The sequence below is a fragment of the Flavobacterium franklandianum genome (genome assembly GCF_007097365.1).
Classification (GTDB): Bacteria; Bacteroidota; Bacteroidia; order Flavobacteriales; family Flavobacteriaceae; genus Flavobacterium; species Flavobacterium franklandianum.
In genome coordinates this window covers 364,102-388,505 of the sequence record NZ_VJZR01000003.1, presented here as the reverse complement: position 1 = coordinate 388,505, position 24,404 = coordinate 364,102, and the positions used below count along the sequence as shown (strand labels likewise).

Here is a 24,404-nt window from a genome sequence, read left to right as displayed (position 1 = left end):
AAGAATAATTATTTGGATTGAGGAACAATAATTTGGTATTTGCCACTAAGATGCATTAGGCTAAACAAATGCATTAGACCATCATAATAAGGGTCAAAATAGCCGTCTTCATAGGGCTCCAATTTGGCATTCCAAACCGCGTGAACAAAATCTATACTTGCTTTATCTTTATTCACAAGTGAAGCGGTCGCGGCCGTGGATACCAAACCTATAGAATGTCTCAGTTTTTTCACAGGTCCTGCCTGAAGAATAAAATCGGGTGTAGTACCATCCAAGTTAAACTGATCTTCATAAGTGTCCATACCTTTAGATCTAAGGAAGTTTTGAAATCTCTTGGCATAATCTTCCTGCCATTTTTTGTCTTTACCATACCAAGTATAGTCCATAGCAATGTTCATAGGAACTCTCCAAGAATCATAACGAAATGCTGCAGGCATCCATTTTGTTGAATGTGGCGTTCCGTCAAACTCGGTATAATCTGCATTTAGCCCAGTTACAGGATGACAAGCTTTGTGCAAAAACTCACGAGATACATCGGCACATTCTTTATAAAATTGCTCGTGACCATCTTTGGCATATTGAACCCATATTTCGTAAAAAGCGGGAAGATGATAAGAAGGATCAGTCCATTTATAACCGCCACCTTCTGGCACAAAAGATATTTGTTTGTGCTCCGTATTGATAAGATTGTATATGTTGCCAGTACCATCTTTTTTCCACATTGCATCCAATATTCGGCGGGCTTCCTTGTAGTAATTTATTCCTGTATCATTCCCCCATTTATTAGAAGCAAAAAGCAAACTAGTTATATAATACAATTCCCCATCCGAAGCTGATCCTGGAGAATTCTGCTTCATAGTAACCGGGTTAAGACTCCATGCAAAATAACCCTCTCGTGGACCGCTTTGATGTTGCATATACGCTTTTGAAAATCTCCAGATTTTGTCGAAAACCTCTTTTTTATCCAGCTGGACTGCCACCATCATTCCATAAGACATTCCTTCGGTTCTTGCATCTTTATTTTTCACATCAGATACATAAGCCATGGTGTCTCCAACGGTGAAATATACCTTGTTTGGCCCTTCGAAAACATCGTAATATGCTTTCGAAAGTTTCTTATCTATAGCTTCTTTTTTATAACCAGCTTCTTTAAAAATATTTCTATATTTAATATTTTTGAATGCATCCTGATTTTTCTTTTGAGCCTGAATTACATTGAAACTTACCAATATTATTAATGTTGATATAGTTTTTATAGTAAGACCCTTCATGTTAAATATGCGTTTACTTTTCATTTTTATTAATTTATAAATTTGTTTTTATTTGAACAATTGTTGTAATGTATTTGTTAAGTATAATTTACAATTCATCCATGTATGTCCTCCTGGAACGATTAAAGTTTCAATTTCGATATTTTTACTTTTAAACATGGAAATATTTGCTTGTACACTTTTGTATAAAAAATCGTCTTTCCCTACGCTGATAGTGAAAAGTTTTAATTGTTCATTTACTTTCTTAGCATCAGGATTCCAATTTGTAAAATTCTTAGCAAATTCTTCTGTAGCAGTATAAGGTGCATAGGAAGAAATATAAGCGAACTTGTCTGTATTGGTAAATCCAATATTTAATGTTTGCCCGCCTCCAACAGAGAAACCAGCAATTGCACGATGTTCTGAATCATTATAAACAGGATAATTACTTTCTATAAAAGGAATAATATCATTAATAATATCTTTTGTAAAATCAGGCATTGGAGCAGGTCTTACATTTCCATAAGGCATTACAATAATCATGGATTTTGCTTTTCCTTCAGCAATAAGATTATCAGCAATAAGATTTGCTTTTCCAACTTTTGTCCAGGTTTCTTCTGTATCCGATCCTCCATGTATTAAATACAAAACAGGATATTTTTTGCTTTCCTGCATATTAAATCCGGGAGGTGTATAAACCAATACGCGACGGGTTTTATTTAAAGTTTTGGAATTATAAAATCTGTAGCTGATTTTTCCGTGAGGGACATTTTTTAGTGAATGAATTAAAGGTTTATTACCCGGCACATCAACAACACTCCTTTTAAACCGTTCGTTTGCAAATAGGTAAGTATTATTTGGATCATCTGTTTCCACTCCATCTACAATAAAGCTATAAGGATAAATATCAGGTTTAACTTTAGAAAGTGTTACTGTCCAAACCCCTTTATCATCTTTAGTCAAAGCAATGGGTTCCTTAAGGATTTCTGTACTTAATAAAACATTCTTGGAATTTGGCGCATAATACCTAAAAGTAACACTATTATCCGAAGAAACATCAGGAGAACTCAATCGAGGTGCTCTTTGTGCAATAGCAAACTGTACTGATAAAAAAAGTATGAAAACGGTGTATATATTTTTTTTCATGATATCTGTTATTTAAAAAGCAATTGGAGAGATTCGATCATAAATTTTTTCACATTCATCCAAGTGTGACCACCAGAAGTAATAAGACCCTGATATTTGATATTATGAGCATTTAAATAATTCATATACTCAACTGTAGACGGATACATAAAATCTGAATTTCCTACGCTTACCCAATTCAGTTTAAGTTGCGCATTAGTTTGCTCTGGATTTTTACCTATATAACTAAAATCGTTGTCCATATCTTTGGGAGAAGCAGATGCGCTATAACAGCAAATCGATCCAAATGTATCCAAATTACCATAGGCTGCTCTTAGGGTTTGTCCGCCACCTCTTGAAAAGCCTCCAATTGCTCTGCTTTCGCGTTTTTTTATAGCTCTGTAATTAGACTCAATATATGGGATTATATTTTTTATCAAATCGTTTTCCAACTGTTTCATTCTTGCATTCGAAGCTTCACTTTCTCTTGCTGGGTCTTCGGGTTTAGGTTTACCATTTTGTTCGGCAATTCGGGCGGCAACGTTGCCATACGGCATTACTACAATCATAGGTTTTGCAAGGCCTTCGGCAATAAGATTATCCAGAATCCAATTCACATTTCCAACTTTGTAAAATGTTTCTTCGGTATCAGTAGTGCCGCTTATCAGATAAAAAACCGGAAATGATTTATCCGGAGAAGCATCATAACCCGGTGGTGTATATACTACCAAATATCCGGTTGAATTTTCGAGAGAAGGATAATATTCATAATTTACTGAACCATGCGGAACATTTCTCATTTCATACATTCGTGGCTGATTTCCAGGAACTAATAAAATACTACCTTTGAATCTTTCATTAGGAAAATAGTTTACATTCCCCGGATCCATAACACCAACGCCATCAACTTCAAAGTTATACGGATACATATCCGGTGCAATTGGACCAACAGTAGTTCTCCATATCCCTTGTTCTCCTTTTTTCATTTCAACAGGACCTCCCGTAAGGAATTGCCCGCTCAATAGTACCTTTTGAGCATTTGGAGCTAAATATTCAAAAGTAACCGTCTTATCTTCATGTACCTGTGGAGAATTTGTAAATGGTCCTCGTGGTTGTGCAAATGCTGTGAACTGCAAAATGCATAGAACTGCAAAAAGCCATCGGTTTATACTTCTTTTCATTTTATTATTTATTTAAAAAGTTTTTGTGCAATTATTGAAAGATAAAGTTTGCAATTCATCCAGGTATGACCGCCATCAGAAATATAACTTTCATATTTAATACCCTTATTATCTAATACTTTAAAATAATCCTTTATTGCAGTGTATGTAAAATCATCCTTACCCACACCAATCCAAAAAAGATTAAGGTTTTTATTGGTTTGATTTGGATTTTCAAAAGCAAGAGCATTATTACGATCAAATTCATTAGGTAACATCCCAGGAGCAAATCCGAAAACCCAGCTAAAAATTTCAGGATTATTTAAACCTATATAAAGACTGGTGCCTCCACCTCCCGAAAATCCGCTAATGGCATGTGAATTTCTATCTTTTTTTATTCGGTAGTTTTTATTTATAAAAGGGAAAAGATGATTTAAAAAATCCTTTTTTATTTCCTGAAGATTATCCCAATTTCTCAAACTTCCAGCCGATTTATTTATAGTTGGATAAGCTCTTCCGTATGGCATCACAATGATCATAGGTTTTGCTTTTCCCTGTGCAATAAGATTGTCCAGAATACTATTTGCACGGCCTACTTTTGTCCATGTTTCTTCTGTATCTGTAGTACCGTGAAGTAAATACAGAACCGGATAAGTATTTTTTGTATCCAATTCATAACCAGGCGGAGTGTACACAACAACTGGTCTCTGGCCTAATTCAGGCGAGGTATAAAACCTGTAAGACAGCGTACCATGAGGGACATTTTGTATGGTATGTACCAAAGGAGTATTTCCTGTTATTTCTACCAGACTATTTTGAAATCCTTCATTAGGAAAAATATTTGTGTTTTTTGGGTCTGCCAATTGAATTCCATCAACATTAAATGCATAAGGATACATATCCGGTTTTACTGGGCCAATAGTGGCACTCCAAACACCTGACTCATCTTTAACCATATCAACAGATCCGTTTTCTATCTGTGAATTAAGCTTGACAGAATTTGCATTGGGAGCATACAATTTAAAAGCTACTGTATTATCTATATTCACCTGCGGTGAAATAAATTCAGGCTGCTTTTTGGGCTGACTTAAAACGCTGGCCCAAATGAATAAAAAGGCTAAATTGAATATTTTCTGAGTCATATAACTGTGATTTATTTTAGTTTAGATAGTTAAAAAACGTTACTCTTTAATGAATTGATTTCTCTTCATCCAGTCTAATAATGGAGTTATCCAACCCGCGTGTTTAAAAATAAATCCATGACCTCCTTTTGGATAAATGTGCATTTCGGCATCTACTTTATTATGTCTTAGTTTTTCAAAATACTGAATACTGTTATCAACATCTACTGTAGTATCATCTGCAGTATGCGTCAGATATGCCAGGGGCGTATTAGACTTAACCTGTAATTCATTTGAAAACAAATCGATATCATCATTACTTGGGTTTTTTTCTAGCAGATTATCTCTTGACCCTCCATGAGTTAAAGCATTAGTCATACTTATAACCGGATATACTAAAATTTGAAAATCAGGTCGCAAACTAGTGTTTTCTTTATTATCAATATAAGATTTTTCAAAATGAGTTGCTGCTGTAGAAGCCAAATGTCCGCCTGCGGAAAAGCCCATAATACCAATTTTATTTCTATCTAATCCCCATTTATCAGCATTATCTCTAACTAGTTTAATAGCTTGTTGTGCATCTTGCAAGGGACCTATTTTTTTGTCCACCATTATCGCGTCATTTGGCAACCTATATTTAAGAACAAAGGCTGCAATCCCTTTTTCTGCCAATGCTTTGGCTGTACTTACTCCTTCTCCATTGTAAACCACAACTGAATAGCCGCCTCCTGGCACAATAATTACGGCTGCTCCCGAAGCTTTTTCAGCATTGGGTTTAAAATATTCAAGTGTTGGAATGGTTACATCCTTATACATTCCAATTCCCGACTCTTTTAACTCTGTTGGTTTTGAGTTTGGAATTTTAGAAGGATATAAATTGATGATTTCTTGCGCCTGAATTAATACCGAAAAAAACAAAAAATAGCATATTAAGAGCAACCTTGTTTTATTTGTATCACGAAAATATTGATTTGCTTTTTTCATTTAAAAATTCATTAAGTGGATTATCTTATGGCTTTTACAGCTTACTTTTTTTACGAAGCTTCTTGTGTTATGCTTATTGAATTGTGATTTTTGTCATTTTTAAATCATTGGCATCCGAACTGTTGCCATAATAAACTTCATATTCTCCAGGAGTTACATTCATTCCTATAATTTTAGAATCATAAAATTCAAATGAAGAAGCAGGTAAATCGATAGTTATATTTTGTTTTTCACCTGCTTTTAAATCAATTCGTTTAAACGCTTTCAAGGTTTTTAAAGGCCCATCGGGATCATTTAATTTTCGAACATATACCTGAACAATCTCTGTTCCATCACGTTTGCTGCTATTTTCTATTGGAAAACTTAACTGCGTATTTTCATTCGATTGTATGGTTGACTTGCTCAATTTGCCTGAACCAATATTAAATTGAGAGTAACTTAAACCAAAACCAAAAGGAAATAAAACATCTGTTGTGTATCGATACGTGCGACCTTTCATTGAATAATCTTCAAAATCACCTAGTTTCTCTGAGTTTTTATAAAATGAAATAGGTAGTTTCCCAGCAGGATTATAATCACCAAAAAGCACATCGGCAACAGCCTGACCTCCTGCTTCACCTGGATACCAAGCCTGTAAAATCGCATCGCAACTTGCTGTCTCGGGCGTTAAAGCAATTGCAGAACCGGAACAGTTTACAAAAATCACTTTTTTACCCGCAGCTTTAAGCTCTTTTAAACACATTCTTTGAACAGCCGGAAGATCGATATTGGTTCGGTCACCACCTTTAAAACCGGGATAAGAAACTGGCATTTCTTCGCCTTCAAGCAAAGTAGAAAGTCCACCTGCAAAAACTACGGTATCGAAACCTTTTAATTTTTGGATTAAAGCACTGAAATCTATAGCATATTCTTTTCCAAAATCGAATTCAAGATTGGCTTGCCAGTTGTTTGACTGGGCAAAAAGAATTTCTATTTTATATTTCTTACCAGCTTCAACTGGAAAAGGGATATTCCCGGGAACAGTTCGCCAATTCGTGTATTTTGCTGTCGATTTCCCGTTAATTAACAATTCGAAAGCTCCGGTTGCTCCCGTTTTGAAAATAAGAATATCATTTGCTTTAGCTGTAAATTCCGTTTCATATTTTGCCGAAAATCCTTCCAGTTTAACTCCCGAAGCAAACTCATGCTGACCAGCAGTAGTCATTTTTATAGGATTTACAATTTGCTGAGATGCAACACTATTCCCCTCTCTATTAGGATTATTCCAATAGGTTGCTTTCATCCCTTTTTTCCCTTCAAATGAAATTTGGTCAAAATAAGTTTGAGTTACTTTATCTTCAACTAAATCGCAGGCTTTATCATAAAAGATATTTTTCGAATCTATTTTTGATTCAATTCCGTCTTTAATGGTAATGGTTTTAACTGGCGTTCCATTATAATTTCCCCATAACATAGGTTCATTATCAGCATTTGGACCTATGATGGCAATTTTGTTTGTTGCTTTATTTAAAGGGAGAACGTTGTTCTTATTTTGCAAAAGCGTCATTGACTTTTGAGCCATTTCAAGTGTTAATTGTTGGTGTTTTTTGCTGTTAAGAACTGATGCAGGGATTTTTGTCCAAGGCACAATCGCGTCGTCATCCATTTCGCCTAAATCAAAACGGCCTATTAAAACTCGAAGCAGACTTTTATCAATATCGGCTTCTTTAATTAAATCTTTTGCAACAGCTTCTGGCAAATTTTTAAAAGGATATTTCTCCCAAACACATTCTACATCAGTTCCTGCAAGAACGGCTTTGGATGCTGCATGTGTCGCATCTGATGAAACTTTATGCGTGGTGTAAAAATCAGTTACGGCTCCACAATCTGAAACTACTAGGTATTTAAAACCCCATTCATCACGAAGAATACGTTGCAATAATCGAGTATTGCTACAACAAGGTTCATCGTCAAGACGTTGATAGGCACACATTACTTGGCGAACATCGGCATCTTGTACTAATGCTTTAAATGCGGGCAAGTAGGTTTCGTATAATTCTCTAGGATTTACATTGTTTAGATTCAATTCATGTCTGCTCCATTCAGGTCCGGAGTGAACAGCAAAGTGTTTTGCACAGGCTAAAAGTTTACGGTATTTAGCATCTGCTGGACCTTGTAACCCTTTAACGACTGAAATTCCCATTCTAGAAGTAAGGTAAGGATCTTCACCATAGGTTTCTTGACCACGACCCCAGCGAGGATCTCTAAAAATATTTACGTTTGGAGTCCAAACAGAAAGGCTCAAAAAACGTTTATTCTCATTACCATTTTGTGTCCATTGATTGTATTTTGCGCGAGCTTCATCTGAAACAGCATCAAAAACACGATACAATAATTGATCATCAAACGAGGCTGCCATACCAATAGGTTCTGGAAAAACCGTTACATTATCATTATTTGCATAACCGTGCAAGGCTTCACTCCACCAATTGAATTTTTTAATTCCAAGTCTTGGTACAGCATCACTTTGATCGCACATTAATGCTGCTTTCTCTTCAAGTGTTAATCTTGAAATTAAATCTTTGGCTCGTTCTTCTGAACTCAAAGATGGATTTTGATAAGGAAATTGCTGAGCAGTTATGCTAAATATTGAAAATAGACTTAAGAAAAATAGATGTTTAATTTTCATGATTTTTAATAGAATTAAATTTAACAATTAAGTTTTTTTTAAGAAATGAAGCCATGAACTAATTCGTTTTTGAAATTTGTCCATTAATATGGAAATAATCAAAATCTGCAAAACCACCCACATTTTTTGTGGCATAATTAAATAACCCAAAACGGTACCCCATAAAATGAGGAAGTGTATAAGGCAATTTTATTGTGCTTCCAATAGCAACCCATTTATTACCGTCTAGGCTGTAATAAAACTTTCCTTTATCGGCTTTGTTTTTAAAATCACATTCTGCTTTAAAATATACTTTGTCTTGATTTAATGGTACACTTGCAACTTCTTTAGGAATGCCTTTTGCTGCTTCAATCATTACAATTTTCCTAGACCCGTTTTCAATTTTTACAGCTATAAATCCATATTCCTTTTGTAACAAAGAAAGTCCTGCAAGGTCTCCTTCTTTCATTTTAGATACTTCAATAAGCGTAGCTGCTGAACTTTCTGGCCCAAAGGTTCTTTGTGTCAACGTGTTTTTAGCTTGAACAAAACTGCTGTCTATTCTAGCTGTTTTTAATCTTAAATAGCCTTTTCTTTCTCTAACGGACCAAAGCGAATTATCTGGATTATGATTCCATTGCCAAACTAAAGGCAAAGCTGCATCTCCTTTTTTACGATTAAATTCATCGGAATTTACAATTCCAGGAATTAATCCTTTGCTGGCAGGCAAGTCTAAAGTTTCTGACACTTTTCCGTTATCACCTAAAATTGGCCAATCCTTTTCCCATTTGACTGGAACCAAATAAGGAATACGCCCTACACCTCCAGCGTCTCTAAATAAATAAGAAAACCATCTGCCATCTGGAGTGTCGATAAGTCCACCTTGTGCAACACCTTGATCTTGTAATCCAACTTTTCCTTCCCATGAGCCATTGATGTTATCGGCACGGTGAATAATTACTGTACGCATTCCTCCTCGTGGCCAACAAATATTGAATAAATAATATTTTCCATTAACTTTAAAAAGTTGAGAACCTTCAGAATTTAGCATAATATTATCACCTGCAGGAGCACTGGCGTTTTCTATCAAAACTCTTTTAGTTTCTTCTTTTACACCTGAAAGATCCTTGTTCAGCTCTATTATTTCAAGTTTTCCAGCTCCCCAAACCATATAAATTTTGCCATCATCATCAAAAAGAATAGAATGATCGTGGTAAGAGCTATTTAAAACTATCTTTTTCCAAGGTCCTTTTTCTATATTTTTTGTTGAATAAATGTATGTTTTACCCGTTGTTCCTGAAAAAGTACTTAGGTAATAAAGTCCTTCATGAAAGCGCAAACAACTAGCCCACGAACCTCTACCATAATCATTTTTTCCATTGTCTAAATTGAGTCTATCATCGTTGTCTTCTAATGTTTCATAAGCATAATTAACAAGCTTCCAATTGACTAAATCAGTAGATTTCATAATTGGAACACCCGGATTAACGTGCATTGTTGTACTGCTCATATAGTAGGTGTCACCAACTCTAACCATCGATAAATCAGGAACATCTGCATAAATCAATGGATTTTTAGCTTTATTTTCTTGAGAATATGCAACCGTTTGCGAAATTAAGATGTAAAAGATGAATATGATTTTATTTTTCATTAGATGATATTTTTAAATTACGGTGTGTTTTTTATTTGATTTTACTTACCCCTTCTGTGGTTTGTATTATTTTTTGAATTGTACCATCTTCATTGTAATACATATAATCAACACAAACAGAACGTCTATAACTACCACCTGTAGGCAAACTTCCATTATGGTAAAAAAAGTATGATTTGCCCTTGTAATCAATAATACCAGGATGTGTAGTAAAACTATTTTTTACATTGTCCTGAATAATCCCCTGATAAGTCCATGGCCCTGCAATGTTTGTTGCGGTACAATATTCTATCATTTCTGGTTTAGTACCAGCACCAGGATAAACTAAATAGTAAAGATTTTTTCTTTTATAAACCCAAGGGCCTTCGATATAATTTTTGGGCTTGAAAGTAGTAATAGCTCCATCCATTTCTATCATATTTTTTTTAAGTTTAACCCATTTGCAGCTTGAATGTCCCCAAAATAAATAGGCTTGCCCATCATCATCAACAAATACTGTAGGGTCAATATCATCCCATGAATGTTTCATGTCTGTAGTCATTTCATTTACTACAAGAGCTTTTCCAATAGCGTCTTTAAAAGGACCTGTTGGACTGTCTGAAACTGCTACTCCAATTGCAGCTCCACCTTTACTATTGGCATCTTCTTTATGAAATGTAGAAACAAACCAGTAAAACTTTCCATTTCTCTCGATACACTGTGCTGCATAAGCATCGCCAGTTGCCCAAGAAAAGGTGCTTGGAGAAAGTGGCGCTCCGTGATCTTTCCAGGTTGCCATATCCTTTGTAGAAAACACATGCCAATCTGCCATTTTATAATTGGTGTCTGCTTCAGTGGCTACATCATGTCCCGTATATAAATACAGTGTACCTTTATGTACAATTGGAGATGGGTCGGCAGTAAAAATATGACTAATTATAGGGTTTTGTGCTGTAATTTCAATCATCGACAAACAACACATTAATACAAATAGAATCTTGGTTTTTAATTTCATAATTTATAAAGTTTGGTTAATAGCATTTCTTTCTTGTTACTCTTTTGTGTAGCATTTCGATCGGATTTATTTTTGTTAAAAACTACTTTTTTATGACTACTTTTTTACCACTATATTTTATGGATTTGGCAACAGTATCATTTTGATTTCCTGTTATCCATTTGATATTCATAGTATATGTGTCTATTTGATCTTTATAGTTACCTATTTGATTTCCAATAGTTAAACTTTGATTCTTTTCATTCCAAGTCATAGTAATTTCAATATGCTCTCCTTTTTCATAGTTGTAATTATCGCCTTCGTCATTGTATAGGGAAAAAGACGCATCCTTACCAGTATAAACCCGAATTTCAAGTTCGTCTTGTTTTGTTTGAGTGCTTTGAACTACATTTCCCATCGGTACAATTGAACCTTCTTTTACAAAAACTGGTATTTTATCTAATGGAGCTGGAGTTGCTATAGTTTGACCTCCTTCAAATTTTTTGCCCGTCCAGAAATCATACCAAGCGTTTTGTTTTGGTAAATAAACATTCCAATTGGTAACATCAGGTGCTGTCACTGGCGCTATCAAAAACGCTTTTCCAAACATATATTGATAGGCTTGACTCACTGCGGTTGTGTCATCATTGAAGTCCATAATTAGGGATCTCATCAAAGTCGAATTATTCTTAGATATTTGCCAAGCTTCTGAATAGATATAAGGCATTAATTGGTATCTAAGATTCATCATAGTACGCATATTATTCTCTACTTTTTCGCCATATTTCCAAGGTTCCGTTTCTGTTTGATATCCGTGAATACGAAATATTGGGTTGAAAGCTCCCCATTGAAACCAACGAGTTAGTATTTCGTGATACTTTTCATCAGTATATTGCCCTTTACCAGGACGGAAAAAACCACCTATATCAGTAGTCCAATAAGGCATTCCGGTAAGATTATAATTTAAACCAGCAACTATTTGACGTTTGTATGCATCCCAGTCCCAGCCAATATCTCCCGACCAATTAATAGTGGCGTAACGTTGCTGTCCCAAAAAGGCGGAACGAGTTAGAATGGCAACTCTCTTGTCTGGATTGGTATTTCTTTGTCCTTCATAAACGGCTTTGCTAACAAATAACGGATACGTCAAACGGTAAAAATCACCCAACCCAAAATAGGTTTGTTTGCCTCTTAGGGCATCATTTTCAGGCTCCGTTGCATCCATCCACCAAGAATCTACACCCAGAGCAAATAAATTTTTATCGAGCGCGTTCCAATGAGTCTTTTGGGCTTCTGGATTATAAATATCAATCCAAGGACTATCTTTTATAAACAAATTTTTAGATACATATTCCTTGGCGATTTCAGATTCTTTGTTCAAATTTTCCCAAACCGAAACCGAAAAATGAGCATTCAAATCATGAATTTCTTTTATAAATTTTTCTGGTTCAGGATAATGTGTTTCATCAAATTTAGGCACTCCCCATCCATATTTTCCCCAATATTGCCAGTCCTGTACAATAACATCCACAGGTAAATTACGCTTTCTAAATTCTTTAAGAGTAGAAACCAAATGCTCTCCAGAAGTGTATCGCTCGCGACATTGCCAAAACCCAAAGGCCCATTTAGGCAACATCGGTACATTACCAGTCAGATTGCGGTAAGTGGCAATAATTTCGTCTGTATCTTTTCCTGCAAAAACAACATAATCTAGTGATTTGGCATTAGGCGAATTGAAAACGGTTTCATTATTAGAAAGTTTTAAACTAAGAGAAGGCGTGTTACTCGCTTTGCAAACCACTTTTACAGTATGTTCTCCCGCTTTTAATTGAACTAATTTACTTACTGCTGGCGGCAACCATAAATTTGATTGATTGATTACATCGATATCGTCAATAATTACTAAATGGCGGCTATCCATGTCTCCAAGATCAAGCATTACAGAATATTCACCGTCTTTAGCTACTGAAAAACTACCAGAATAAACTGCTTGCTGTTGAGATACTCGCTGTGTGCCAGTTGTGGTTGTAACTTCGGCTTCGCGTTTTTCACCTTCTTTTGTATCATTTTTAGATAAAGCAATATTTTGATTACTTGGGTTAAAATAAGTCAAACCATATTGGTGCCATAATAAACCATAGCCTTTATTAGAAACCAAAAATGGAATAGCAATTTGTGAATTCACTTGAATTAACTTTCGAGTACTATTTTTTAAATTATAAAAACCATCTTGAAATTGCCCGAGTCCAAACAAGTATTCATCTTGAGGGGATTCAAAGGCTAGTTCAGCTACAAAACAAGGTTCACCCATAATGGTACTGGGTTTCATCAACCTTGAATTTGCCTTTTCACTAAGGAAAACTTTTCCAGATTTATCGCTATACTGAAGCACTCCTGTTTTTTTATCGAATGCTACTATTATCGCTTTTGTGATGAATTTTAAACTTGTTGCGTCTTCTTTAAATGCAAAACTTGGCAGATTGGGTTTGTTGATAAATACAAACTCTTGAACTTCTTTTGTATTTCCAATTTCATATTGTACTCGTATTGATTTATCCGTAAGAGGAATTATATTTAAAATTCCTTGTGATAAATCTATAGCTAATTTGCCCTTCGTTAAAGTATGTTTTTTATACTGCTGGGCACTAATTGAAGTTGCCAACAAACCTAAAAACAGAATATATACGAGTCTTTGCATGTAATATTATTTTTTATTTTTTTGTCAATTCAAGCATCTTGGAAGCATATCGCTTGCCTAACATTCTATATCCTTCGGCAGAAAAATGAAGATTATCAGCGGCATCAGGACATCCGCTAGATGAAATCACATATGAATTTGGAATTATTTCTGGCAGGGTAGCTATTATTTTATTCATACTCGCACATATCCCGCCTTGATCTGCATGCACAACTTCACCAGCCAATAAAGGTGTAGATTCTGCTTTAAGATTAAGGTCTTTCAATAAATTATCATAAACTACCTTTACCTTTTTAGTCCACAATGTATCATTGGTATTCGATTCGCCTTGATGTAATAATATTCCTTTTATAACACCATCTTTTTGAGCAATTTTAGCCATTTCTACTAATCTCGCATAAGGATTTCCGTCATATTGAGCTACTGTCGATTTTAACCATTGTGGAGACGTGCTCACATAAGACTCATAATTATCCTTGTCGAAAAGTTCTATTTTACAACCACCAACGGCTACATTGATAACACCAACTTTCACATCTTCTGGAAGGTTGGCAATCATTTCTCTTCCAAAATAATCGGCTGGGGTAAGCCCTGTTGTACAGCGACTCAAAGGAGGAACAGCTGTGTACCATTGTCCTTTTTTTCTGTTTAAATTATCACAATCTACCGCTTCTAAAACTTGAAAACGGGCATTCACAATAGTATCTTGAGGTTCAATTTTGGCACTTCCCTCCATATTAGACTGTCCCAAACAGAGATAAATATGAAATTTAGGATTTTGTGCAAATGTATTTGTTCCAAAAAACAATACTGTAACAGTAAACAACAGGCTTAATTTATTTTTCATTTCTTTTAAGTTTAAATTTGTTTTCAATATTTTATAAAATTATTTTTTCATTTACTAAGCAATGTAATAACATTCCCTTTTTTAGTTGGTATATCAACAATCGTAGTTGGTTTAAGTTCGAGCAACATAATAGTAGCTTTTTTAGATATAATAGCCACCGGCGTTTCAGCAACAAAATAAAAAGGATTTGGGTTTTCTCCATTGGCATCCAATAAATCGGCACCCGATTTTTGCTTCATAGTATTAGGCAAACGAAGTCTCAAATTACCACCAAGCTCTGATTTAATAACTAATTTTATTAGTTTGGCATCTTTCCATTGCATTTCGAGGACTTCAAAACCTCCTCTAGTCTTCAACCCATTGACGTTACCATCTTTCCAAACATCGGGTAGAGCAGGAAGCAAATGAATTGCACCATTTGAACTTTGTACAAGCATTTCGGAAATTCCTGAAGTACAACCAAAATTTCCATCAATTTGAAATGGTGGATGCGCATCAAAAAGGTTGTTGTACGTACCTCCTCCACCAGGATTAACACCTAGTGGTGTGAGTTGATTTTGAATGAGTTTATAAGCGTGATTACCATCCTGCAATTTTGCCCACCAATTCACTTTCCAACCCATACTCCAGCCAGTGGAAACATCACCACGCTGAATTAATGTATTTTTGGCTGCTGCAAACAATTCAGGGGTTTTATAAGCCGAAATTTGATTAGAAGGAAATAAACCATACAAATGCGAAATATGTCTATGATTGTCTTTGGGATCATCTATGTCATCAAGCCATTCCTGAAGTTGGTTGTACTGACCAATGTGCATTGGAGCTAGTCGATTCCGTGTTTTTTTGAGCGTTTCTATAAAAGCTGTATCAGTATTTAAAGCTTCTGCAGCACGAATTGTTGTGCTAAAAATGTCAAATACAATTTGATTATCCATTGTAGTACCAGCATCTATCGAAGCTCCTTCAAAGCTTTTTGGTGAATTTTCTGGAGAAATACTTGGACTTACCACTAACCACTTATTTTGTGGGTCTTCTACTAAAAAGTCAACATAAAACTGAGCTGCTCCTTTTATTGCAGGATATACAGAAGCTAGGTATGTTTTATCACCATTATAAAGATAATGTTCCCATAAATGTTGACTCAGCCAACCGCCAGCTTCTGGCCAAGTTCCCCAAAAAGAACCGTCAACAGCACCCGTGACTCGCCAAATATCAGTATTATGATGCGCCACCCAACCCTTGGCTCCATACATTACTTTGGCAGTTTCTTGACCCGTAACAGACAATTCTTTTATCATCTCTAAAAAGGGTTGGTGCAGTTCAGCCAAATTGGTTCTTTCTGCAGGCCAATAGTTCATTTGGGCATTGATATTAATGGTGTATTTACTGTCCCAAGCTGGATTTATATTTTTATTCCAAATACCTTGAAGATTGGCAGGCTGACCTCCTGGTTGTGATGAAGAAATGAGTAAATATCTTCCATATTGAAAATAAAGCGATACTAAACTGGGGTCATTGGTATTTCTGAAATTTTTCAGGCGCTCATCGGTTGGTAAATCTACCGCTGGAGTAGTTCCTAAATCTAATTTCACACGATTAAAATATTTTTGATAAGCAGCTATGTGACTTGTCAATAATTTGTCATACGATTTTGAAAAAGCTTTATTTAAATACTCGGTGGCTCTTTTATTTTCATCACCACTGATGTCTTTATAGTTGTTAAAATTGGTGGCTATCGAAATATAGATGGTAGCAGTAGTTGCATTTTTTATACTAAGTTCCGTGTCTGTTGAAGAAAGTGAACCTCCATCCAATTTGATACGCGTGATACCTTTAAATTTTACCATACCCTTTACAGTTTCGTGATCACTGGTAACACCAAAAATAGTCAGGTCCTTATTTGGGGTAGTGGCAAAAGTTTTTTGTTTTTGAGGAGAGGTATAATCCACCTTGAAAGAGAGGCTGCCTGCCTTGCTTGTAGAAACTCTCATTACAATAACTCTGTCAGTCATTGAAGCAAATGTCTCCCGAGTGTAAGTAACATCTCCCAATGTATAAATGGTTTTTGCAACAGCTTTTTCTATATCAAGTTCTCGATGATAATTGGTATAATTTTCGTGTCCGTCAAAAACTAGATTCAGATTTCCCAAGGGTTGAAACATCTGTCCATGCGATTTCTTTGTAATTATATTTTGATTGGCAAGCTTCTCGGCATCCTTGTGTTTTCCTTCGAATATAAGTTTTCTGATTTCAGGAATAGCTTTCAAAGCTGCAGGATTGTCGTTACGATTTGGACTTCCACTCCAAAGTGAATGCTCATTAAGCTGAATTATTTCTTTGTCCACATTGCCATAAATCATGGCTCCTAAACGCCCATTGCCAATTGGCAGGGCATTTTCCCATATATCACCTGAAGGCTGGTTATACCAGAGTTTTAGATTTTGAGTTTCTTGTGAGTGTACGAGTGAAACCCCTAATAAAAAGATTAATATATATACTTTTTTCATTACAAATAACTGATTTATGTTTATGTAATTTATATTTTCACAAATGTTTTATGTGTTAAATATACACTTAAAAAATTAGAAACAAAATTCATGCCGTAAAACATTTTTACGTGCAAGAATTTTGAAAAAAAATTATTACTTTATTATTTTTTAAAATAACTCTCTTTAGGCCCGAGATAACTTGGTCTTAAACCTCCTGTATTGATTATTATTTTTTCGATTACAACTCCTGGATCTACCATCCAAACTTTTAAATTATGATAACCTGCTTGAGGCACATTTATACTTACTTTAGATTGCCTGGCTTGATCTACTACCGCTTTAGACCATTCGGGAGAATTTATTTTATAATCATTAGGAACATTGGTAACATATTGCGGTTCTTGATCATCAAATGAAACGGCAAATTGAATGTCCTTATTAGGAATAAAATTAAGTAACGGCGAGGTTATCAAAGTAATATCTAGTTTGTCTTTAGAAAATAAATATACAGGATATTCTAGGCAAGGAGCATCTTTTTTGGGCGTTGCTGCAGGAGAATTGGCTGGTGCTGTAGCTCTCATTCCAGACAATGTAAGTCCGTAATCGTCTATTTTAATCCATTTGCGATCACCTTCTTCTTTGTTTTTTGAAAAATGCTCGGCTTCAATAGCAATTAATCCACCACTTTCTACAAATCCTTTTATATTATTGTCTTCAGGATTAAATGCTTGAACACTTAAAGAAACTTCCTTCCCTGCACCTGAAATGGTAATGTTGGCTTGAGTTTTCCCTTTTGGCAATAGGTTTTCATTTAATTTTACCCAAATCCGTTTGTCAGTTTGGTCGATTTTGCCTTTGCTTTCGCTAAAAGTTAGCCAAGGAACATCGGTTTTAATGGTGTATTCAAAAGGGATTTTTCCACTATTAAAAATTTCGATAAACTGCTCTTTATTATTAAAGATATCCAAGTCGGGAAGAATAGCTTTTTCCGAAGAACCTGGCCAACTTTCCTCAGTTCCTGCAATACTTATTCCCATTGATGCTTTGGCTAATGGTTGAACATCCAATAGAGGAACAGCTCTCAAACTATTTTCTCTTGGCGGCATCCAATTATTGTAACCAAGATGGGTTTGATCCATAAAATGATTCCATCTTCCATCAGCATAAATTTGATTGTAATGGTTCATCAGGGTTTTGTCCTGCTTGAAAAGTTCACGGGTTTGCGCTGCCATAACATTAGCACTTACCCGTTTTTGGCTGGCGTATAAATTATTCCTTGCAGCACTATAATACAATTCGTTAACCAAAGCACTAGCTTTAGTTGGAAACAATACTATTTGATAAAAAGCATCTCTTTTTTCTTTGGGCAATTTTGCATAAATAGCTTCGGCTTGTGCAGTGATTTTATTAAAATCAGCTACTACATTTTCGGCTTCTTGGTAATTTATTACACTGTAGGTTTGTGGAGTCAATGATTCTATTTTTCGGCGTCCATTGTATTTGGTATATTTTGATAAAATATCTGCAATTTCATTGGCATACTCATCTCCAAACTCTCTAGCAGCCCATAATTGAGTGTATTCATTTATATTAGAATTTGTCCATTTATTGGTGTCCCAAGCGAGGCTCATAAAATACTCCATAGGCAATTCATATCCCTTGAAATGCCCTACATTTACAATCCAGATCCTGTCGGCTCCGTATTGTTTGGCAAGCGACATTTGGTCCCAAATTTTGGAAATTGGATTCGTGTTTATCCATTCGTAACTGCGTGGTCCCCCGTGGTAATCAAAATGATAATAAACTCCAGAACCGCCAGCTCGCAGGCGTTCTTCAGGCGTTGGTAGTCTTCGGAGATTACCCCAGTTATCATCAGACCAAAGTAGTGTGATATTATCAGGGACTTTCATACCTTCATTGTAATAATCCATAATTTCTTTGTACAAACACCAAGATTGGGGAACTTGGTTAATGTCAGAATTCATTTCTTCGGAAATTATTTTTTGTTGTTTTTTAACTATTCCTTCGACCATCGCAATATTCGACTTTAGGTCGCCTTCCATTTCTGAATCATTAGCTCCACGAAGTCCCAAAGTAACAATACTTTCGTAGTTTTTGTTGCGACGAACACCTTCTCTCCAAAATTTTTCTAAGGTGTCGGTATGTTTTTTATAATTCCAATGTCCTAAAGTGCGGAAGTAGCGTCTATCCCATTCTTGTTGCGCACGAATCATGGGTTCTTGATGAGAAGTGCCCATTACGATACCGTATTCATCGGCTAGCCGGGAATTTTTAGCATCATCTTCGTTAAAGGCATTATTCCACATCGCTGGCCACAGATAATTGGCTTTAATTCTGAGCATTAGTTCAAATACTTTGGAATAAAATTCAGAACCATAATTGGCAACTTCATTACCAATAGGTGGATTTTGGCTGGGTTTTACCATGCCATATTTTTCTTTTATCCAATTGCTCAAAGCGGGAGCTTCGTCGTTTATAAATATACCGCGGTATTTTACACTTGGTGATTGAGTGTGTTTTATTGGTTTTACATAAAGAGCGTCTTTATGAGCAACGGAAACATCTGCCCAGAAATACCAGGGCGAAACACCTATTTGTTGAGATAAATCATATATGCCATAAATAGTTCCTCGTTTGTCGTTTCCTACAATTACAAGAGCTTTATCAATTCCTGGAAAAGGATTATCTACCGTTTGAATGGTGTAAGCCTCCCATTTGCCTACTATATCTTTAATATCAATTTTTTTGCTTTTTACTAACTTGTCAATGATTGGACTTTTCCCATAAGTACCTACTATTACAATTTGCTTGTTATTGGGTAATTTATCAAAAACTATATTTGGAGGAAAATTTGTGACCTTTTTAATATCGGATTGCAAGTCTTTTAATGCTCTTAGTACTCCAGGATAATCGTTTGTGCCAATGAATAGTGGGCTTGATTTGCCTGTTGCAGAAAGTGTGAAGAAATTTTTACCTACAATAGTTGATATATAGGATGGTTCTCCGATTGCCGATGCCGTTGTTGGCAGGAATATTGCCACCAAGAAACCAACCAAAAAGCGAAAACTCGGGTGAAAAAATGAACAATTTATAGTTTTAAAAAACATGAGAATAATATTTTAATTAAAAATAGATATATGCGTATTAAATCTTATAAAATTATTAAAAAAATAAATTATCAATAATATTGGATATAGATATATCGTTATTAATTGACTTATACTTTGTTAAAGAGTAATTTAATTAGAATCAAAAAGCATGTTTATAATAAAAAAAGCAAAGAGATTAAATAACAACAATTTATTAATAAGTTATATAGGCTTTATTGATATTACTTGAAAAAATATACCAAAAAAAGTCGGGAGTAACCAGCTCCCGACTTTGGTAAAAAAAACAACCTATTAACTAAAAATTCAAAATTATTGTGCATAAATTTCTATTTTAAAACTTATTTCACAATTTAATTTGACAATCTTTATGAATTTTATAACACAAAAATTGCTAATAAAACACCTATGTCAAAACAAGTTTGACACAGGTATTTTTACATTATACTAATTATAACTTGTAGACAACGAACGTGCACCATGAATACGAATTTGCATGAAAGTACCGGATTTTGTTCAGGTCTGAGCAATTTCAACCCCAGCAAGACTCCCTTGTAAAGTTTGTGGAATATTAGAAGACCACACATCTCCTAATGTCGATCCGTTAATAGAAGCAACCGAACCAGTAACCGCTACTTTTCTTTGGGTACCATATCCAATTATTACTAATTCTTTTAAATTATTTGATTCCTCTAATAGCGCAATATTAATTTTAGATTGACCTTTCACAGCAAATTCTTGAGTTATAAACCCCTAAAACTTTATATTAATACTGCATAGGCTGGTACATTATTAATGGAATACTTTCCATCAATATTTGCAGAAACACCATTTTTTCCTCCTATAAGAGAATTATTTACTCCTGGAATTAATCCCTATGCATCGAAAACTATTCCTGACACTATCGTATAGTCATTTGCCACTACAAAAACATAAACAAAAGAAGTTAGAACCCCAGATGTTTAAAATGTTTTGATTTGCTTAAATAACTAAAAAGTTAGTCATAAATAAATTGATTAACTTGGTTAATTAGTTTTGTGTTAAATTATGCTTGTAATTACAATTCCCTTCAAAAAGATTAAATAATAATTCACTTGAACAAATATAAATAAAAAAATTATATACACAACCGATTGTGTAAATTATTTTTATTAATATCAAAAAAAAAAAAACGTTAATTTAAAATATACCCTAATAAATACGTAAAATAATATTGAATGTATATTTATTAAACTATATTTTAATTATTTATAATCGAATAAATTGCTACTACCTTACCTTTTAGAAATTAAAAAAGCCTTGAAAAATCAATTTCAAGGCTTTGTTATAATCTTGTAATGTATTTATTTATTCAAATACTGAACGGTTGCAATTACACCATCCATTTGTGCCAAAGCAAACATTCGACCGTGAAAAGAATAGCCTGGATTGTATCCTTTGTCTTCATCGCCCAACATCATTCGACCGTGATCGACACGCATTGGTAATTTTGGGTTTTCTGCTTCAAATATGGTAACTAACTCTATTAAATGTCCACGACCTTCAAGATGTGAAGCCTCAATAAAATTGCCTCCTTCTAAAGTTTCTGTACTTCTTAGATGCACAAAATGAGTACGAGAAGCAAATTTTCGTGCCAACTCAGGAACATTATTCAGGATTCCAGTGCTCAATGAACCTGCACAAAAAGTCAATCCGTTGTGTGGATTATCAACAGCATTCAAAATCCATTGAATATCTTCCTCATTAGTAACGATACGTGGTAATCCAAGCATTTGAAACGGTGGATCATCAGGATGAATACACATATTTATATCGTATTGTTCACAAACAGGCATAATACGGTTTAAAAAATAACACAAGTTTTCGCGTAATTCATTTTTATCAATGTTGTCATAAACAGCAAGCAACCTGTTGAAAATAGCCACAGGGTTTTGGTCTCCAGCTTTTATGTTTCCATTGATAAATCCTTGTGTTTTTACAATAATAGTATCTATCAATTGTGCTTTTTCTTCTTCGGAAATACTTTTATCTAGTTCATATACTTTTTTGAGTTCTTCGCTAGTGTATTCTTTGTCGGCATCTTTTCGATTAAGAATTAAGATGTCAAAATAGGCAAATTTGATTTTATCAAAATACAAAGTCGAAGTTCCATCTTCCAATTTATAATCTAAATCAGTTCGGATCCAATCGATCACTGGCATAAAATTATAACAGATTGTTTTCAAGCCACATTTTCCAAGATTTTCAAGACTTACAATATAGTTATCAATAAGTTGGTCTCTATTGGGCGCATTGTTTTTTATACCTTCACTTACAGGAAGACTTTCTATAACCGACCAACGCAATCCAGATGCTTCGATATAATTTTTTAAATCAAGAATAGCTTCTTCTGACCAGATTTCACCATTAGGAACATCATGCAATGCCGAAACGATGCCTTCAACCCCAATTTCCCGAAGCATAGATAAAGCTATTTTATCCTTTTTGCCAAACCATCTCCATGTTTTTTCCATAATTAAACTCCGCTAAAAGCACTAAAACCACCATCTACTGGCAATACCACTCCTGTTATAAAACTGGCCGCATCGCTACACAAAAACTGAACAGTTCCGTTTAATTCTGCTATATCTCCAAAACGTCCCATTGGTGTTTTGGCCAATACTTTTTTACTTCTATCCGTAAGCGAACCATCAGGATTAATAAGTACTGCACGATTCTGATCTCCAATAAAAAATCCAGGTGCCAATGCATTTACACGAATGCCATCACCATATTTCAATGCCATTTCAGTAGCCAACCATTGTGTAAAGTTGCTAATTCCAGTTTTCGCAACTGAGTACCCTGGTACACGAGTTATTGCTGAATAAGCAGCCATTGAAGACATGTTGATAATACTACCGCTTTTTTGTTTCGACATCACTCGTCCAAATACCATACTTGGAAAAACGGTTCCGTTTAAGTTTAGGTTGGTTACTTTGTCCCAATCGCTAATTTTCATATCAAAAAACTCTTGATCAGGCATCAATGTTGCTCCGGGAAGATTTCCACCTGCAATATTCAATAATATATCAATTCGGCCCCATTTTGCCAATACTTCTTTCGATACATTTTCTAGACTTTCCATATCAAGCACATTGCCAACAACTCCTATTACATCACTCCCAAAAACGGCAAGTTCAGCTACCCTTTTATTTAGGTTTTCTTCGTGAATATCGATGGCTACTACTTTTGCTCCTGCTTGCAGAAAACTTTTGGCTATACTTCCTCCCAAAACTCCACCAGCTCCAGTAATTATAGCTATTTTTCCTTGAATACTAAATGCATCATTCATAATTGTTTGTTTTAAAAATTTACCAAACAAATTTAAGTATAAGTAAAACTAAATATATTTCCTAAATTTGCACATACTAATTCTATTTTTGCAATTTAAAGCTAATTGATATGAAAACAATAATGAACGAACGACTTCTTATTTCGGAGTTCGCCCCACTCAATGTCCGTTTTTATGATTACAATCATTTTACCTATCCCTTGCATTTTCATTCGGAATATGAGATCATTTATATTAAAGAAAGTACAGGAACTCGGTTTGTAGGAAACAGTATAACAAGATATGAAGCTGGCGATATTCTGCTTATTGGTAGTAATTTACCACACTTTTTGAAAAGTGATGAGGTGTATCATTCAGGCAATAATGATTTAAGGGTAAAAGGCACCATAATTCAGTTTGAAAAAGATTTTATGTATTATGCCGTAAACAATTATCCGCATTTTATTAAAATAAAAAATCTGCTTCAAGAATCGCAAAGAGGGATTTATTTTGCTCGAGGTCACTTTCTAAAATTGCAGGATTTATTAGAGAAAGTACCTTTAGAAAACGGTTTAAATCAACTGATGCTTTTCTTAGAAATTTTAAAAGAAATGTCAGAAACAGATAACCGACAAATTATTTCGACAACTGATTTTGTTAATGAAACGATTTATGATACTGCAAGAATTGATAAAGTAATTTCCTTTTTGAATAAAAACTATACCCGAAATATTAGCCTTGAAGAAATTGCTTCTTTTGCTGCGATGAATACTGCTGCTTTTTGTCGTTATTTTAAAAGTAAAACAGGCAAATCTTTCAAAAACTACATTTTAGATATGCGGATTGGTTTTGCGTGTAAACTATTGCTGATGGAAGATATCGGTATTTCGCAGTTAAGCAGCAAATGTGGTTTTGAAACGATATCCCATTTCAATAAAACATTCAAAAAAAACACAGGTCATGTTCCATCTTTATATAGAAAAATGATGCTCAGTCGGTAATGATTGAAATAAAAAAAACC

The 24,404-nt window shown here is 34.7% G+C and carries 16 protein-coding genes; 1 reads left to right on the top strand and 15 read right to left on the bottom strand.

Features of this window, described 5'->3' with window-relative positions; all coding sequences use genetic code 11:
- Positions 1 to 8: 8 nt before the first annotated feature.
- The 15 genes from FNW17_RS06375 to FNW17_RS06305 all read right to left on the bottom strand — a co-directional run bounded on the left by FNW17_RS06375 (position 9) and on the right by FNW17_RS06305 (position 23,404).
- Positions 9 to 1,295 carry a glycosyl hydrolase family 8 gene (locus tag FNW17_RS06375; RefSeq protein ID WP_235893252.1) on the bottom strand — a complete coding sequence of 429 codons (1,287 nt, stop codon included), beginning with the start codon at positions 1,293 to 1,295 and terminating at the stop codon, positions 9 to 11.
- 24 nt (positions 1,296 to 1,319) lie between these two features.
- The gene (locus tag FNW17_RS06370; protein WP_144071178.1) at positions 1,320 to 2,396 is read right to left on the bottom strand and encodes an esterase; all 1,077 of its coding nucleotides are present in this window, start codon (positions 2,394 to 2,396) and stop codon (positions 1,320 to 1,322) included.
- An 8-nt stretch (positions 2,397 to 2,404) separates the two neighbouring features.
- The gene (locus tag FNW17_RS06365) at positions 2,405 to 3,556 is read right to left on the bottom strand and encodes an esterase (protein ID WP_144071177.1); all 1,152 of its coding nucleotides are present in this window, start codon (positions 3,554 to 3,556) and stop codon (positions 2,405 to 2,407) included.
- Between the two features lie 8 nt (positions 3,557 to 3,564).
- Entirely contained in the window at positions 3,565 to 4,677 is a 1,113-nt protein-coding gene (locus FNW17_RS06360; protein WP_144071176.1) for an esterase, read from the bottom strand.
- Positions 4,678 to 4,716: 39 nt separating this feature from the next.
- Complete coding sequence (locus FNW17_RS06355; RefSeq protein ID WP_144071175.1) at positions 4,717 to 5,640, bottom strand: alpha/beta hydrolase; 924 nt, start codon at positions 5,638 to 5,640, stop codon at positions 4,717 to 4,719.
- Between the two features lie 73 nt (positions 5,641 to 5,713).
- On the bottom strand, positions 5,714 to 8,308 hold the full coding sequence (gene xyl3A, locus FNW17_RS06350) for a xylan 1,4-beta-xylosidase (protein ID WP_144071174.1): 2,595 nt from the start codon (positions 8,306 to 8,308) through the stop codon (positions 5,714 to 5,716).
- Positions 8,309 to 8,366: 58 nt separating this feature from the next.
- Positions 8,367 to 9,938 carry a glycoside hydrolase family 43 protein gene (locus FNW17_RS06345; protein WP_144071173.1) on the bottom strand — a complete coding sequence of 524 codons (1,572 nt, stop codon included), beginning with the start codon at positions 9,936 to 9,938 and terminating at the stop codon, positions 8,367 to 8,369.
- A gap of 31 nt (positions 9,939 to 9,969) precedes the next feature.
- On the bottom strand, positions 9,970 to 10,932 hold the full coding sequence (locus FNW17_RS06340) for a glycoside hydrolase family 43 protein (RefSeq protein WP_143389787.1): 963 nt from the start codon (positions 10,930 to 10,932) through the stop codon (positions 9,970 to 9,972).
- Between the two features lie 82 nt (positions 10,933 to 11,014).
- A complete protein-coding gene (locus FNW17_RS06335; protein ID WP_144071172.1) occupies positions 11,015 to 13,609 on the bottom strand; it encodes a glycoside hydrolase family 31 protein in 2,595 nt (864 codons plus the stop codon).
- Between the two features lie 13 nt (positions 13,610 to 13,622).
- Positions 13,623 to 14,456: a sialate O-acetylesterase gene (locus tag FNW17_RS06330; protein ID WP_143389789.1), complete on the bottom strand. Its 834-nt coding sequence runs from the start codon at positions 14,454 to 14,456 to the stop codon at positions 13,623 to 13,625.
- 47 nt (positions 14,457 to 14,503) lie between these two features.
- On the bottom strand, positions 14,504 to 16,963 hold the full coding sequence (locus FNW17_RS06325; protein ID WP_144071171.1) for a glycoside hydrolase family 95 protein: 2,460 nt from the start codon (positions 16,961 to 16,963) through the stop codon (positions 14,504 to 14,506).
- A 143-nt stretch (positions 16,964 to 17,106) separates the two neighbouring features.
- On the bottom strand, positions 17,107 to 20,073 hold the full coding sequence (locus tag FNW17_RS06320; protein ID WP_144071170.1) for a glycosyl hydrolase 115 family protein: 2,967 nt from the start codon (positions 20,071 to 20,073) through the stop codon (positions 17,107 to 17,109).
- Between the two features lie 516 nt (positions 20,074 to 20,589).
- A complete protein-coding gene (locus tag FNW17_RS06315) occupies positions 20,590 to 20,802 on the bottom strand; it encodes a hypothetical protein (RefSeq protein ID WP_143389792.1) in 213 nt (70 codons plus the stop codon).
- Between the two features lie 614 nt (positions 20,803 to 21,416).
- Positions 21,417 to 22,586: a mannonate dehydratase gene (uxuA, locus tag FNW17_RS06310; RefSeq protein WP_144071169.1), complete on the bottom strand. Its 1,170-nt coding sequence runs from the start codon at positions 22,584 to 22,586 to the stop codon at positions 21,417 to 21,419.
- Between the two features lie 2 nt (positions 22,587 to 22,588).
- A complete protein-coding gene (locus FNW17_RS06305; protein ID WP_144071168.1) occupies positions 22,589 to 23,404 on the bottom strand; it encodes an SDR family oxidoreductase in 816 nt (271 codons plus the stop codon).
- Between the two features lie 110 nt (positions 23,405 to 23,514).
- Between FNW17_RS06305 and FNW17_RS06300 the strand changes: the two genes are divergently transcribed.
- On the top strand, positions 23,515 to 24,384 hold the full coding sequence (locus tag FNW17_RS06300) for an AraC family transcriptional regulator (RefSeq protein WP_144071167.1): 870 nt from the start codon (positions 23,515 to 23,517) through the stop codon (positions 24,382 to 24,384).
- Positions 24,385 to 24,404 lie beyond the last annotated feature (20 nt).

What these genes read in the sequence shown, in the direction of transcription:
- FNW17_RS06375 (WP_235893252.1), bottom strand. Translation starts at nt 1,295, where the DNA reads ATGAAAAGTAAACGCATATTTAACATGAAGGGTCTTACTATAAAAACT.
- FNW17_RS06370 (WP_144071178.1), bottom strand. Translation starts at nt 2,396, where the DNA reads ATGAAAAAAAATATATACACCGTTTTCATACTTTTTTTATCAGTACAG.
- FNW17_RS06365 (WP_144071177.1), bottom strand. Translation starts at nt 3,556, where the DNA reads ATGAAAAGAAGTATAAACCGATGGCTTTTTGCAGTTCTATGCATTTTG.
- FNW17_RS06360 (WP_144071176.1), bottom strand. Translation starts at nt 4,677, where the DNA reads ATGACTCAGAAAATATTCAATTTAGCCTTTTTATTCATTTGGGCCAGC.
- FNW17_RS06355 (WP_144071175.1), bottom strand. Translation starts at nt 5,640, where the DNA reads ATGAAAAAAGCAAATCAATATTTTCGTGATACAAATAAAACAAGGTTG.
- xyl3A (WP_144071174.1), bottom strand. Translation starts at nt 8,308, where the DNA reads ATGAAAATTAAACATCTATTTTTCTTAAGTCTATTTTCAATATTTAGC.
- FNW17_RS06345 (WP_144071173.1), bottom strand. Translation starts at nt 9,938, where the DNA reads ATGAAAAATAAAATCATATTCATCTTTTACATCTTAATTTCGCAAACG.
- FNW17_RS06340 (WP_143389787.1), bottom strand. Translation starts at nt 10,932, where the DNA reads ATGAAATTAAAAACCAAGATTCTATTTGTATTAATGTGTTGTTTGTCG.
- FNW17_RS06335 (WP_144071172.1), bottom strand. Translation starts at nt 13,609, where the DNA reads ATGCAAAGACTCGTATATATTCTGTTTTTAGGTTTGTTGGCAACTTCA.
- FNW17_RS06330 (WP_143389789.1), bottom strand. Translation starts at nt 14,456, where the DNA reads ATGAAAAATAAATTAAGCCTGTTGTTTACTGTTACAGTATTGTTTTTT.
- FNW17_RS06325 (WP_144071171.1), bottom strand. Translation starts at nt 16,963, where the DNA reads ATGAAAAAAGTATATATATTAATCTTTTTATTAGGGGTTTCACTCGTA.
- FNW17_RS06320 (WP_144071170.1), bottom strand. Translation starts at nt 20,073, where the DNA reads ATGTTTTTTAAAACTATAAATTGTTCATTTTTTCACCCGAGTTTTCGC.
- uxuA (WP_144071169.1), bottom strand. Translation starts at nt 22,586, where the DNA reads ATGGAAAAAACATGGAGATGGTTTGGCAAAAAGGATAAAATAGCTTTA.
- FNW17_RS06305 (WP_144071168.1), bottom strand. Translation starts at nt 23,404, where the DNA reads ATGAATGATGCATTTAGTATTCAAGGAAAAATAGCTATAATTACTGGA.
- FNW17_RS06300 (WP_144071167.1), top strand. Translation starts at nt 23,515, where the DNA reads ATGAAAACAATAATGAACGAACGACTTCTTATTTCGGAGTTCGCCCCA.